This is a genomic window from Stenotrophomonas sp. STEN087 (genome assembly GCF_056759115.1).
Genome location: NZ_JBRRCR010000040.1, coordinates 21,129 through 34,796 on the forward strand (window position 1 = coordinate 21,129; position 13,668 = coordinate 34,796).

Here is a 13,668-nt window from a genome sequence, read left to right on the forward strand (position 1 = left end):
TCATGCCTGCGCTTCGCCCCGCCTACCTGCTGTGCGCCCTGGCCGTGCTCGCCGGCTGCGCCTCGACCACCCCGGCCTATCGCCAAGGGCCCAGCCTTGCCGAGCCGACGCCGGCACCGCAGGACAGCCGCAACACCTACCTGGAACTGATCGCGCGCATGCAGCAGCAGGGCGCGTGGTTTGCCTCGCTGGCCCATGTCGATGCCTATCGGCAGCGCTTCGGCGATGCGCCCGCGTTGCGCCTGCTGCAGGCCGACGCTCTGCGCGAGACCGGCCAGGCCGACGCGGCCGCCGACATCTATCGCAGCCTCGATTCCGGCGCCCAGGCCGCCGCTGCCGCGCACGGCCTGGGCCTGATCGCAGCGCGCCGCAACGATGATGCCGCCAGCGAACTGGCGCTGGCGCGCGCTACCCGCCTGCAGCCGTTGAACACCGACTACCTCGGCGACCTGGGCTATGCACGCCTGCGTGCCGGCCAGCTGGAGCAGGCACGCGAACCACTGGCCAAGGCGCTGGAGCTGCAGCCGGGCAATGCCAAGGCGACCGCCAACCTGGCCCTGTGGGCCGTGCTTCGCGGTGATGCGGCAACGGCCGAGCGGCTGGCGGCGCAGGCCCAGCTCAGCCCGGACGTACAGCGCAGCATCAGCGAGCAGGCCCAGCAGATCCGCGCACGCTGGCAGCAGCGTGACGCCGCGCGCAGCACGCCGGCAACCGCCCCCGTTGCAGCGGCGCGCACCGCCATGCCCACCCGCGTGGCCGTGCCCGGCCGCATTGCCGCCGAAACGCCACGCAGCGACCGCGAGGATCGCCTCGCCCCGCGCCTGCCGCCGTCCATGCTCGAACGCTTCGGCAGTGCCGACCACCCCACCGGGAACACGCCATGACCGCTTCCATTTTCCTGTTCCACCCCCGCATGGCCCTGGCCGCCACATGCCTGCTGTGGGCTTCGGCCAGCGCCGCGCAGTCGCCGCAACCGCCGCTCACCGGACAGATGATGGGCGGCCCTCTGCCCGCAGCGCCGGCCCCCGTGCACGCGCCACCGTCGGCACCGGCCCAGCAGCTGCCCACCGCGGATCTGACCGCGCCTGCAGTGGCGACGACTGCCTCCGCCATCAGCACGCAGGTCGCACCGCCGGCCGCCCAAAGCACGGCCGCCCTGGTGCCGACCGGCAACGGCGCGACCGTGCGCCACCTGTTCCAGCTGCAGGCCTCGGGCACCCAGGCCGGCGCCCGCCTGCCGATCCTCGGCGACCAGGCCACAGCCAGCTACGCGCGCTACCTGAAGAGCTTCGAGCACGAGATTCCGGAGTTCTTCGAAACCGACGTCACGCCCGCGTCCGGCGCGTCCGGCTCCGGCCGCTGAGGATTCGACGATGAGCCGTGCGCCGCGCACCCTTGCGTTCCACCAACGCGGTGGCATGTCGGTCACCATGATGCTGGTGCTGGTCTCGCTGGTGACGATGCTCGGCCTGGTGGAAGTGGGCTACCTGCTCTGGGCCAAGCGCGATGCGCAGAAGGTGGCCGACCTGGCCGCCCTGGCCGGCGCGCAGCGCCTGGACTTGTGCACGTCCGGCAACGCCGACAACGCCGCCGCCCGCCACAACGCACTGCAGGAAAATGGCTTCGGTGGCCAGCTGGAGGTGAGCTGCGGCAACTGGAACGCCAACCACGCCAGCGCCGATCACTTCCTCGCCACCGTCAGCGCGGAGAACCCGCGCAATGCGGTGAAGGTGGTGGCGCATCGCAGTGTGCTGCCGTTCTTCGGCATCAATGCGCAGCTGCCGACGGTCAGCGCCCAGGCCGTGGCCAAGCGCACCGCGCCGTCCGCGGTATTCAGCGTGGGCTCTCAGCTGCTGCGCACCAATGGCAACTCGCCGCTGATGTCCACCCTGCGCCTGGTCGGCCTGGATGTAAGCAACGCCACCGTGCTGTCCTACGACGGGCTGGCCCAGGTCAGCGTGACCCCGTCGGGCCTGCTGAAGGCGCTGGGCATCCCGGTGGAGGCCAACCTGAGCGTGGCCGATTTCAACCGCCTGCTGTCGGTCAACAGGATCTCGCTGGCACAGCTGGTCGATGCCACCGCCGTCGTGCTCGGGCGTGACAGCGTGGCCGCCGCGCAGCTGCGTGCGCTGGGCAGCCTGGTGTCGACCAGCCTGGACATCAACCAGGCCAACATCACCCTTGGCAGCCAGACGGGCGGTGGCGGCCTGTTCGCCGAAGTGATCGCGCCGGATGGAACCATCGGCAGCGCGCTGGAATCGAAGATCAACGTACTGGACCTGCTCAATACGGGCATTTCCATCGCCAATGACAACAATGGCCTGCAGGTCCGCGGTCTCAACCTGCTCGGCATCGAGGCCAAGGCCGGCGTGATCGAGCCGCCGTCCATCGCCATCGGCGGCATCGGTGCGCGCGCCTACAACGCGCAGGTGCGGTTGATGGTGGACGTCGACAGCAACCGCGTGCCTGCCATCGGCGCATTGCTGTCGCTGCTGGGTACGCGCCTGCACCTGCCGCTGCACGTCGATGTCACCAACGCGATGGGCACGCTGACCTCGATCCAGTGCGGCGCCACACCGCCCACTGCCACGGTCAAGGTGGACTCGTCGGTGCTGCGGGCGTGCGTCGGCACCGTCAATGCCGCTGATGTCTTCTCCAAGAGCAATGTCTGCGACGCGACGCTGCAGAACGCCCAGCTGCTGACCCTGCTCGGCCAGCCGCTGATCAACAACAAGATCACCCTGCCGGCGCTGACCGATAGCCAGAACCTGACGCTGGCCGCTGGTCAGACCGGCTCCACCCGGGTCAATCCGCTGGCGCTGGGAGATACGGTGTCAGGCCTGGTCAATGAGCTGCTGCGCGTGCTGTCCGGCATGCTGAGCGGCCCCACCAGCGATGCCAAGCAGGCCGCGACGGCCCTGGCTGACCGCTACCTGACCGCTGCGCATCCCAACGGCGGCCGCTACAACGTCGACAATGTCATCCCGCTGCTGATCAACGGAAATCCTTCCATTGAACTGAATGGATTGGGAGAGTGGGACGCGCCGAACGGCGTGCCTTATGCGTGCGGCCTGCTCCTGCTGGGCACCTGCTACGAGCCGGGCTCGGTCTGGGCTGCGTACCGGGTCACCGTCACCGGCCAGGGCTTGGGCGCCCTGGAAGGACTGATCGGAGGGCTCACCGGGCAGCTGCTGGTGAGGCGCTGCGACAGCCTGCTGGGCAACCTGCTGAACTACAACAACTGCGTACGTGACAACCTGGCGTCCTACATCCAGACCAAACCCGGCGGATTCAACGACCCCAGTGCCGGTGGCGGCGTCACCGCTCCCGGTAACAACGTCAGCTGCTCGGGCCTGTTGTGCACAGTACTCACGCCCGTCCTGGCCGTGCTCAAGCCCATTCTCAACAGCGTTGGCGCACTGCTGACCAACCTGCTGGCCGATCTGCTGGGCCTGGAACTGGGCCGGACCGACGTCAGCATGCAGTCGATCCAGTGCAATGCCGCCCAGCTGGTGTATTGAGTGCCGTCCAGTGCGGTTGGCGTCCGCTGCGCCCATGCTAGACTCGCGGCGGGGAACCACATTCATTTCAACCACACTTCGTTCGTGGATGGTCTAGACATGCGAGAAACTTCAGGGGGCACCGTCTTCGCCCGGTATCCGCGCGGCGCGGCACTGCTGGCCATGGCCATGATCCTGGTGGCACCGTCGGCACTGGCAGCACGCGGCGATCGCGAAGCGGCGGCCGAACCGGTCCGCAGCGGGCCGGTGGTGCGCAATACGGTGGACGAACTCAAGCAGTTGATGGATGGGAACCAGCTCACCGAGCTGCGTACCACCTACAACGGCAACTACGGCGCCAGCCTGCTGTTCAACGCCAGCACCCTGACCTACTACGTGGCGCTGTTCCAGGAAAAGAACTTCTGGCGCGTCATCAAGACCGATGCCGTCGACAACGCCGAGCGCGTCTACCGCACCTTCGTGCAGCAGACCGAGCAGCTGGCCCAGGTCTACATCGATACCACCCGCCTGGAAGCAGGCAAGCGCTACACCGAACGCCTGGTGTCGTACAACGAAGAGCGCCTGCGCACCCTGCAGCAGGAAATGGAACAGCAGCAGGCACAGTCGGCCCAGGTCAGCGCGTCCCTGCAGCAGGCCCAGCAGCAGGCGGTCAGCCTGAGCACCGATGTGCAGAGCACCAACAACCAGCTGGACGCCCTGCAGCGCCGCATCCAGATCCTGCAGGCCGAACAGGGCAATCCGGAGCTCAGCCTGCCGAAGGCGGAAGCTTCCGGTTCTCCGGCGGCGGCCAGCGACGGCAACTGAGTTCCTGGCACTGCACCACACGCAACGGCACCTTCGGGTGCCGTTGCTGTTTCAGGGGGACTGGCAGGCCAGGCGCAGGGCGTCGTCCAGCTGCCGCCGCTGCTGGTAGTCCAGCCGACGCGCACGCGTCATCTTCCGCGCCTGCTCGCGGCGCGCCTGCTCGCAGCCGGCGGGATCCCGCGCGAGGGTGATCAGTGCGCCCTCGGCCCGAGCGCGACGGCCACGCCGCACATTGGCCGGCGCCCTGCCCGCCTGCGCCGGGCGCGCGGGCTTTGAATCACCCTTGCCTCGTGCCTGCGCCGTCTCGGCCGGCACGTCCCAGCGCCATTCCGCCCGCCCCTGGCACGGCGTCTGCTGGTAGACCGGGTGCGGCCCGTCCACGCATTTGTAGACATGGGTCTGGGCCAGCGCGGTACCGGCCAGCAGCCAACCCACGATCGCCCCCGACAGCATCTTCTTCATGCAGCGTCCTCCCTGGCAGAGCGGGCATCGTGGCCAGCATCGACCGCCCGCCGCCAGAGCGGAACGCGTCGTCCCTACCTGCGACCGCCTGCCATCCATCGGACACAGGCGTGCAAGCCGCGCGGCGGATCCTGCGCTCTACTGCCGGTACGCCGGCAGCGTCACCGCCGGTTGTCTTTCCCCTACCGCCAAAGGAACCCGCAATGAGCAACTTCGTAACCGTCACAGATGGCGTCCGCATCTTCTACAAGGATTGGGGCACCGGCCAGCCGATCGTGTTCGCCCATGGCTGGCCGCTGTCGTCCGACGCGTGGGATCCGCAGATGCTGTTCATGGGCCAGAACGGCTACCGCGTCATCGCCCATGACCGCCGCAGCCACGGCCGCTCCAGCCAGACCTGGGACGGCAACAACATGGACACCTACGCCGACGACCTGGCCGCGGTGCTCGATGCGCTCGACCTGAAGGACGCGATCCTGGTCGGCCACTCCACCGGTGGTGGCGAAGTGGCCCACTACATCGGCCGCCATGGCAGCAAGCGCGTGGCCAAGGTGGTGCTGGTCGGCGCCGTGCCGCCGCTGATGCTGAAGACCGAGGCCAACCCGGCCGGCACCCCGCTGGAAGTGTTCGACGGCATCCGCAAGGGCACCGGCGGTGACCGCTCGCAGTTCTTCAAGGACCTTACCGCACCGTTCTTCGGCGCCAACCGTGATGGCAACAGCGTCACCCAGGGCATGCGCGATTCGTTCTGGCTGCAGGGCATGCTGGGCGGCGTCAAGGGCCAGTACGACTGCGTGCACGAGTTCTCGGAAGTGGACTACACCGAAGACCTGAAGAAGATCGACGTGCCGGCCCTGGTCGTGCATGGCGATGACGACCAGATCGTGCCGTTCGATGCGTCGGCCAAGCTGTCCTCGCAGATCATCAAGGACGCCGAGCTGAAGGTCTACGCCGGTGCCCCGCACGGCCTGACCATCACCCACGCCGACCAGTTCAACGCCGACCTGCTGGCGTTCGTACGCAAGTGATGCAACGCGGCGGCGCCCAAAAGCGCCGCCGCCCCTCCGGTAGTGGCGGGCCGCCGCCCGCCCACCCCCGGCTGCCGCGGCGTAAGCGAACCAGCGCCAACCCCCCCCCCCCCGCCCCCCCGCCCCCCCCCCCCCCCCCCCCCCCCCCCGCGGGGCCGCCGCGCCCCCCCCCCCCACTACCCGGGATCCGGCTCAGAACGCGAAGCAGGAACAGCCCATCGCGCCCCAGAACGCGGTGAGGTCGTCGGTCGGTGCCGCGTGCTGCGCGGCATGGCCGTGGGCACCGTGGGTGCCGCAGGCCACACCGTGGTGGTGATGGTGCGCCGCGGCCAGGCCGGTGGCGGTTCCGCCAATGTGGTAACCACCGAACTTGTTCACCGGCGACCAGTCCGGCATCGCCGGCGGCAGCTGCGGTGCCAGGCCGGCATAGTCGCCGTCGGCGTGCACGATGCGGCCACCGACCACGGTCAGCAGGCTGGTGATGTCGGCGATCTGCGCATCATCGACGCGGAAGAAATCGGACGACAGCACGATGAAGTCGGCCAGCTGGCCCTGCTTCAGCGTGCCCTTCACCGCCTCGTCGCCGGAGAACCACGCACTGCCCTGGGTCCACAGGCGCAGTGCCTGTTCGCGTTCCAGCAGGTTCTCGTCGCCATACAGGGCCAGGCCACCGACGGTGCGCCCGGTCACCAGCCACGACAGCGCCACCCACGGGTTGTAGCTGGCCACGCGGGTGGCATCGGTACCGGCGCCGACCGGCACGCCCTCGGCCAGCATGCGCTTGACCGGCGGCGTATGCCGCGCGGCCTGCACGCCATAGCGCTCGACGAAGGCTTCGCCCTGGTAGGCCATGCGGTGCTGCACGGCGATGCCGCCGCCCAGTGCGCGGATGCGCTCGATGTTGCGCGGGGTGATGGTTTCGGCGTGGTCGATGAACCAGTGCAGGCCATCGAACGGCACCTCGCGGTTCACCTGCTCGTACACATCCAGGATGCGGGTGATGCTCTCGTCGTAGGTGGCGTGGATGCGGAACGGCCAGCGCTTCTCCACCAGCAGCTTCACCACGTCGTGCAGCTCGGGCTCCAGTTCCGGCGGCAGCTCCGGACGCGGCTCGTTGAACAGCTCGAAGTCGGCGGCGGAGAACACCAGCATTTCGCCGGCGCCGTTGTGGCGCAGCAGGTCGTCGCCCTGGCGCGGCTGCAGGATCTCGCTCCAGCCACGGAAGTCGTTGACCTCGCTGCCCTTGTTCTGGGTGAACAGGTTGTAGGCGATGCGCACGGTCAGCTGCTCGTCGCGGTGCAGCTGTTCGATGACCTGGTAGTCCTCCGGGTAGTTCTGGAAGCCACCACCGGCATCGATCACCGACGTGATGCCAAGGCGGTTCAGCTCACGCATGAAGTGGCGCGTGGAGTTGGCCTGGTACTCGATCGGCAGGCGCGGGCCCTTGGCCAGCGTCGCGTACAGGATCAGCGCGTTGGGCTTGGCCAGCAGCAGGCCGGTCGGGTTGCCCAGCGAGTCGCGCACGATCTGGCCACCGGGCGGATCCGGTGTCTCCTTGGTGTAGCCGCACGCCCGCAGCGCGGCGCGGTTCAGCAGCGCCCGGTCGTACAGGTGCAGCAGGAACACCGGCGTGTCCGGCGCGATGTCGTTGAGCTCCTGCAGGGTGGGCAGGCGCTTCTCGGTGAACTGCGTTGCGGTGAAGCCACCGACCACCCGCACCCACTGCGGTGCCGGGGTACGGTCGACCTGCGCCTTCAGCATGGCCATCGCATCGGCCAGCGAGCGCAGGCCATCCCAGCGCAGTTCCAGGTTGTAGTTCAGGCCACCACGGATCAGGTGGGTGTGGCTGTCGTTGAGGCCGGGCACGATGCGGCGGCCCTGTGCGTCGATGATGGTGGCTTCATTGCCCCATTCGCGCATGATCTGTTCATCGCTGCCGACCGCGGCGATGCGACCGTTCTGCACCGCCAGTGCCTGCGCGTGTGGCTGCTGCGGATCAAGGGTGGTGACGCGGGCGTTTCTGATGACCAGCGTGCTCATGCGACGCTCCTTCGGAAGGGTTTCGATGGCCGCGGCGGCACCGCCGGCCAGCCCCAGCGCCATCGCGGCGCCGCTGGCCAGCACGACGTTGCGTCGGCCGTGGTCGAGGGGGGAGGAACTCATGCGATGTCTCCAGGCAGGGCCAGGCCATCCAGCGCCCAGGCGCCCGGCCCGGCCAGGGCGATCGCCAGCAGGGCCAGCGTCCACATCAAGGGGTATTCAGTGCCACCGCGCATCCAGAACCAGCCCTTGGGCAGGGCCAGCAGCGCGGTGAAGGCGATGAACGCGGCCGCGGCCAGTGCGGCAATGCGGGTCTGCCAGCCCAGCAGCACGGCCAGGCCGGAGGCCACCTGCAACAGGGCCAGCAGCAGCGGCAGCGGCGCCACCGCCGGCAGGCCGAAGCCGCGCAGTTCACCGGCAAAACCGGCCAGGCCCGGGCCGCCGAACCAGCCAAACAGCTTCCCCAGCGCATGTGGCAGCAGGAAACCTCCCGCTGCCACGCGCAGGATCAGCAGGGCCATATCGAGGCCGTGCCCGTTACCCATGCTCAGTGACCGCCTTCCTGCGCGCCGAACATGGTCTTGGCGTACTGGATGCCGATGCCGTAGCCGCCAGCGTGGTCGCGGGCGATGCCGGTGGTCAGGCCGTAGGTCTCGCCACGGGCCCAGTCGCGCTGCAGTTCCAGCAGGTACTGCACGCTGGTGATCGGGCGCGCACCGGCCTGCACCATGCGGGTGACCGCACGTTCGTGCGCCTCATCGCTGACATCGCCGCAGGCATCGGTGATCACGTAGACCTCGAAGCCCTGCTCCAGCGCCGACAGGGTCGGGCCGACGATGCACACGCTGGTCCACAGGCCTGCCAGCACCAGGCGCTGCTTGCCGATGCGGTTGATTTCATCGATCACCGGCGGGTCTTCCCAGGTGTTCATCGAGGTGCGGTCGAACACGGTCTGGCCAGCGAAGATCTCCGGCAGCTCCGGGAACATCGGGCCGGAGAACGACTTCTCGGCGACCGTGGTCAGCACCACCGGCACGTTGAAGCCCTTGGCGCCCTTGCTGATCAGCGAGACGTTGTTGCGCAGCGCGGAGATGTCGATGGTGTGGGTGGCAAATGCCATCTGCGACTGGAAGTCGATCAGCACCAGGGCGTGGTCGGTCGGGGAAAGCAGGCCCTTGGCGGGCGTGGCGGTAGCAGTGGTCATGGGTGGGTTCCAGTAGTGGGCGGGGCAACAGAAGAAGGGAGAACAGCGGGTATGTGCAGGGCGGCATCACTGGCCAGGTACTGGCCCGGGCTGCAGCCGGTCTCGGCACGGAAACTGCGGACGAAATGGCTCTGGTCGAAGAAGCCCAGATGCTGGGCCAGGCGGGACATCGGCTGGTCGCCGGCCGGCAGCAGTTGCCGCGCGCGTTCGATGCGGCGACGGCGCAGGTAGCGCAGCGGGCTGGCACCGGTGCCGGTGCGGAACAGCCGCACCAGATGGAAACGGCTCACGCAGGCCACCTCGGCCAGCTCCGTCACCCGCAGCGGCTGCGACAGATGCGCATCGATGTAGCTCAGAGCGCGCTGCAGGGCGGCAGCCTGGTGTGGCGCCAACGCGGTGGCTGGGGCGACGGGCGGTGAAGCTTCGGCCATGACAGAGCACCGCGACGGGGTGCCCCATGGTGGGCCGCCAGGTGCCGATGCCCTACCCCCGTCCGTCGAGGCCACCACTCACCCGTTCGGGGGAGGCCGACGCGCCAGCAGGCGCCGTCCGAACTGCCGTGCATCCAGCGAATACGCGCCCGGGCCGAGCAGCAGCAAGGCCAGCGGCAGCGCCGGCAGCGGCCAGGCACAGCCGCAGCCAGAGCAGGCCCAGGCCGGGCCCACGATCGGGAAACATCACGAACAGACGCTGCATCCTCGGCCTCCACCACTCCATTGCCGGCGTGATAGCCGATGCCGCCGCCACCGCGCCTACCCCGTTCGGGTCACCCTCGGCTGCCCCGCACCTGCCAGAATGCTGCCCATGCGTGGCCGCCCCTTCCCCTTGCTGCGTCGCCTGCCGGCGCTGCTGTCGTGCCTGCTGCTGATCGCCCTGCCCGCTTTCGCCGGGCAGCGGCCGGTCGTGGCCGACGGCATGCCCGGCTACCAGCACACCGCGTGGCGGGTCGGACAGGGGGCGCCCGGCGACATCTGGGACATCGCCCAGGACCACCAAGGCATGCTGTGGCTGGCGACGGGCTCGGGCCTGTACCGCTTCGACGGCCGCCGTTTCGAACGCCAGGCCGCGCCGTCCGGCAGCACGTTCCCCTCCACCAACATGGTCACCCTGGCAACGGATGCCGACGACAGCCTGTGGATCGGCTACTTCCAGGCAGGCATCAGCCAGCTTTCGGCCAGCCACCTGCGCAGCTTCGGCCGCGCCGAGGGCGTGCCGATCGGCGTGGTGCCACATTTCAGCCGTGATCGCGACGGTCACCTGTGGGCGGCCATCAACGGCGGCCTGCGCTGGTTCGATGGGCAGCAGTGGCGGGCCTTGCCCCGTGGCAGCGGCGTACCGGATCGGCGCGTGCAGTGGCTGCTGCATGATCGCCAGGGCACGTTCTGGGTGCTGGCCGACCTGAAGATCTGGCGACGGCCCGCCGGTGCCAGCACCTTCGAGGACACCGGCATCGCCGTCTCGCAGATGGCCTCGTTGGCCGAAAGCCCGCGCGGCGAAATCTGGCTGGCCGACCGCATTCGCGGCACTTCGCCGCTGGCCAACGCGCACGGCCTGCTGCCTTCCGCCGAGCGCGAGGCGCGACGCCTGCCCGAACTGGTCGCCGCGCGCCTGCAGTTCACCGCCGATGGCACGCTGTGGGCCACGATGAGCCCGCATGGCGGCGTGGCACGGGTCACCTTCGAGGGCGACCAGGCCACGCGCATGGAGCGCTTCGATACGCCGCAGGGCCTGACCGCCACGTCGGCGGTGCCGGTCCTGCTGGATCGCGAAGGCAATCTCTGGGTCGGCACCAACCTCGGCCTCAACCGCTTCCGCGCGCGCAGCGTGCAGACCCTGGCGGCCGGCCCCACCGATCCCTATCGCTCGCTGGTACGCGCCAGCGACGGTCGCGTGTATGGCTATGGCGAGGACCTGAAACCCTACGACCTGCGCCGCACACTGCTGGGCGACAGCGCCGCGCAGCTGCAGGACGCCGCACGCCAGGCGCCGACACCGTTGTGGCAGTTCGACTGGATCAATCTGGTCCGCACCGTCGGCGGCCACGCCACGCGCATTCCACTGCCGGCTCCGTATACCGGGCAGTCCCTGCAGGCGCTGCTGTTCCACAACGACGATGACGCCTGGATGTGTGCCGGCGAGCGCGGCGTCCTGCGCTACCAGCACGCGCAGTGGTACCGCCAGCCGCGGCTGCCCGAACAGGCCTGTTCGTCGATGGCGATGGCCAGCGATGGCGCCGTGCTGCTGGGCTATGCCGATGGTCGGCTGCGGCGCATGGATGACCGCGGGGTGGCGACCTTCGATACCCGCCAGGGATTGGCCGTCGGGCCGGTGACCGCCCTGCTGCAGGACCAGGACATGCTGCTGGTAGCCGGCGAAGCCGGGCTGGCCGCGCGCATCGGCGAGGGCCACTTCAGCGAGGTGCGCACCGACATGGCGGGCGTGCTGGAAGGCATCACCGGCATGGTCGCCGACGCACATGGGCGGCTCTGGCTCAATGGCAGCCGCGGGCTGGTGCGGCTGGACCGCACCGCCCTGCGCAATGCCGTGCTCACCCATCAACCGGTGGCACCGCGCCTGTTCGATGCAGTCGACGGCATGCCCGGCATCGCCCTGCAGAGCGGCCCGATTCCCACCGCCGCGCTGGCCGCCGACGGCCTGCTGTGGCTGGCCACCAACCAGGGGTTGGCGTCGCTGGACACCAACGCTTCGCACACCAACACCCTGGCACCGGGCGTGCGCATCGGCGATGTGCTGTACGGCGCCACCCAGGCACCGCTGCAGGAAGGGCTGCGCCTGCCGGCCGGCACCACCCAGCTGCAGATCGATTACGTGGCGCTGTCGCTGGCCCGGCCGGAACGCAACCGCTACCGCTACCGGCTGTCCGGCGTGGACGAAGGCTGGCAGGACGCCGGCAGCAGCACGCGCGCCTACTACACCAACCTCGCCCCGGGCACGTACCGCTTCGAGGTGGAAGCGGCCAACGAGGACGGCATCTGGAGCACGGCGCCGGCCAGCCGCAGCTTCAGCATCGCTTCCACCTTCGTGCAGACGATCTGGTTCAAGCTGCTGTGCGCGGCGCTGGTACTGGTGGCGCTGATGGTGGCCGTGCGCATCCGCAGCGGCCAGCTGGCCGCACTGTTCCGCGCGCGCCTGCAGGAACGCCATGGCGAGCGCGAGCGCATCGCCCGCGATCTGCACGACACCCTGCTGCAGGGCAGCCAGGGGCTGATCCTGCGCCTGCATGCGATCAGCCAGTCGGCGCAGACGCCGGACAACGTGCGCACCCAGCTGGAATCGGCGATGCAGCTGGCCGAACGCAACCTCGCCGAGGGCCGCGAGCGGGTCAATGCGCTGCGCGATGGTCCCTTCGCCGGCCGCGACCTGGCCACCGCATTGGCCGACGTGCATGCCGAGTACGCCGGCCAGGGCACCAACCCGCTGCGCCTGACCGTCGAAGGCACGCCACCGCCGCTGCGGCCCGATGCCGTGGAGGAGGTGTTCCTGATCGGCCGCGAAGCGATCCGCAATGCCCTGCGCCATGCCCAGGCCAGCGCCATCGAGGTGGAACTGTCCTACGGCAGCCGCTGCTTCCTGCTGCATGTGCGCGACGACGGCGTCGGCATTGCCGACGACGATGCCGGCCATGGCCACTGGGGCCTGCAGGGCATGCGCGAACGCGCGCAGCGGCTTGGCGCGGAACTGCAGCTGTGGACCCGCCCGGGCCTGGGCACCGAAGTCGCGCTGGCGGTTCCCGCACGGCGCCTGTATCACCGCCGGTCGCCACGTTGGCGCTGGCCCTGGAGTGCAAAGCAGCATGACTGAGTCTTCTTCCCCGATCGGCGTACTGGTGGTCGACGACCATCCCCTGCTGCGCGACGGCCTGGCCGCCCTGCTCGGCGCGCAACCGGACCTGCGCCTGCTGGGCGAAGCCGCCGACGGCGAGGAAGCCATCGCGCGCTACCAGGAGCTGCAGCCGGACGTGGTGCTGATGGACCTGCAGATGCCGCGCCTGGATGGCGTGGAAGCGATCGTGCGGATCCGCGCACTGGACCCGCGCGCGCGCATCATCGTGCTGACCACCTACCGTGGCGACGTGCGTGCGGTACGTGCGCTGCAGGCTGGCGCCAGCGCCTACCTGCTGAAGGACATGCTGCGCCACGAACTGGTGGACACGATCCGCACGGTGGCCGGCGGCCGGCGTGCCGCGATTCCCCCGGCGGTGGCCGCGAGCATCGCCGCCCACGTGGTGGAAGACCGGCTGTCGCCGCGCGAGACGGAAGTGCTGCGGCACGTTGCCGGTGGCCTGTCGAACAAACGCATCGGCGAGCGGATGCAGATTTCCGAGCAGACGGTGAAGGCGCACATGAAGAGCCTGATGGACAAGCTGGGCGTGGGTGACCGCACGCATGCGGTGACGCAGGCGCTGCGGCGCGGGATCATCAGCCTGGATGACAGCGGTCACGATTGAAGGTGAGGGTTTTCTGCAGGGCTTGCAGCCCTGCACCTGCAGAAGCCGAAGCAAGATCAAAAGCCTGCGTCCCGTGGGATGGCGGGGCGGTGTGGGTGGTCAGGACACGCCGTAAACCCATCCATGGGGGCTCGATGGCGC

The 13,668-nt window shown here is 69.3% G+C and carries 12 protein-coding genes and 1 pseudogene; 7 read left to right on the forward strand and 6 right to left on the reverse strand.

Annotation, left to right across the window (positions count from 1 at the left end):
• The first annotated feature begins 2 nt into the window (after positions 1–2).
• The 4 genes from ACVOK1_RS12125 to ACVOK1_RS12140 all read left to right on the forward strand — a co-directional run bounded on the left by ACVOK1_RS12125 (position 3) and on the right by ACVOK1_RS12140 (position 4,325).
• The gene (locus ACVOK1_RS12125; RefSeq protein WP_108770701.1) at positions 3–884 is read left to right on the forward strand and encodes a tetratricopeptide repeat protein; all 882 of its coding nucleotides are present in this window, start codon (positions 3–5) and stop codon (positions 882–884) included.
• On the forward strand, positions 881–1,363 hold the full coding sequence (locus ACVOK1_RS12130; protein ID WP_481562209.1) for a DUF3613 domain-containing protein: 483 nt from the start codon (positions 881–883) through the stop codon (positions 1,361–1,363). The genes ACVOK1_RS12125 and ACVOK1_RS12130 overlap by 4 nt, the downstream gene beginning before the upstream one ends.
• Positions 1,364–1,373: 10 nt before the next feature.
• A complete protein-coding gene (locus tag ACVOK1_RS12135) occupies positions 1,374–3,521 on the forward strand; it encodes a TadG family pilus assembly protein (RefSeq protein ID WP_481562210.1) in 2,148 nt (715 codons plus the stop codon).
• A gap of 99 nt (positions 3,522–3,620) precedes the next feature.
• On the forward strand, positions 3,621–4,325 hold the full coding sequence (locus ACVOK1_RS12140) for a DUF2968 domain-containing protein (protein WP_481562211.1): 705 nt from the start codon (positions 3,621–3,623) through the stop codon (positions 4,323–4,325).
• Between the two features lie 51 nt (positions 4,326–4,376).
• Here the strand turns inward: ACVOK1_RS12140 and ACVOK1_RS12145 are convergent, their stop codons facing one another.
• Positions 4,377–4,787 (reverse strand): hypothetical protein, encoded by a 411-nt coding sequence (locus ACVOK1_RS12145; RefSeq protein WP_406235944.1) that lies wholly within the window; start codon positions 4,785–4,787, stop codon positions 4,377–4,379.
• A gap of 203 nt (positions 4,788–4,990) precedes the next feature.
• Between ACVOK1_RS12145 and ACVOK1_RS12150 the strand changes: the two genes are divergently transcribed.
• Positions 4,991–5,815, forward strand: a complete 825-nt coding sequence (locus ACVOK1_RS12150; RefSeq protein ID WP_481562212.1) for an alpha/beta fold hydrolase — start codon at positions 4,991–4,993, stop codon at positions 5,813–5,815.
• A gap of 192 nt (positions 5,816–6,007) precedes the next feature.
• Here the strand turns inward: ACVOK1_RS12150 and ACVOK1_RS12155 are convergent, their stop codons facing one another.
• From ACVOK1_RS12155 to ACVOK1_RS12175, 5 genes and pseudogenes are all read right to left on the reverse strand, one after another.
• The gene (locus tag ACVOK1_RS12155) at positions 6,008–7,855 is read right to left on the reverse strand and encodes an amidohydrolase (protein WP_481562216.1); all 1,848 of its coding nucleotides are present in this window, start codon (positions 7,853–7,855) and stop codon (positions 6,008–6,010) included.
• A 119-nt stretch (positions 7,856–7,974) separates the two neighbouring features.
• Positions 7,975–8,400 carry a DoxX family protein gene (locus ACVOK1_RS12160; RefSeq protein ID WP_108769105.1) on the reverse strand — a complete coding sequence of 142 codons (426 nt, stop codon included), beginning with the start codon at positions 8,398–8,400 and terminating at the stop codon, positions 7,975–7,977.
• A gap of 2 nt (positions 8,401–8,402) precedes the next feature.
• Positions 8,403–9,059, reverse strand: a complete 657-nt coding sequence (locus ACVOK1_RS12165) for a hydrolase (RefSeq protein ID WP_481562213.1) — start codon at positions 9,057–9,059, stop codon at positions 8,403–8,405.
• The gene (locus ACVOK1_RS12170; protein WP_481562214.1) at positions 9,056–9,490 is read right to left on the reverse strand and encodes a helix-turn-helix domain-containing protein; all 435 of its coding nucleotides are present in this window, start codon (positions 9,488–9,490) and stop codon (positions 9,056–9,058) included. The genes ACVOK1_RS12165 and ACVOK1_RS12170 overlap by 4 nt, the downstream gene beginning before the upstream one ends.
• 78 nt (positions 9,491–9,568) lie before the next feature.
• A pseudogene (locus ACVOK1_RS12175) lies at positions 9,569–9,755 on the reverse strand (hypothetical protein).
• A gap of 99 nt (positions 9,756–9,854) precedes the next feature.
• Between ACVOK1_RS12175 and ACVOK1_RS12180 the strand changes: the two are divergent.
• Positions 9,855–12,881 (forward strand): sensor histidine kinase, encoded by a 3,027-nt coding sequence (locus ACVOK1_RS12180; protein WP_481562215.1) that lies wholly within the window; start codon positions 9,855–9,857, stop codon positions 12,879–12,881.
• The gene (locus ACVOK1_RS12185; protein WP_108769110.1) at positions 12,874–13,527 is read left to right on the forward strand and encodes a response regulator; all 654 of its coding nucleotides are present in this window, start codon (positions 12,874–12,876) and stop codon (positions 13,525–13,527) included. The genes ACVOK1_RS12180 and ACVOK1_RS12185 overlap by 8 nt, the downstream gene beginning before the upstream one ends.
• The last annotated feature ends 141 nt before the right edge of the window (positions 13,528–13,668 follow it).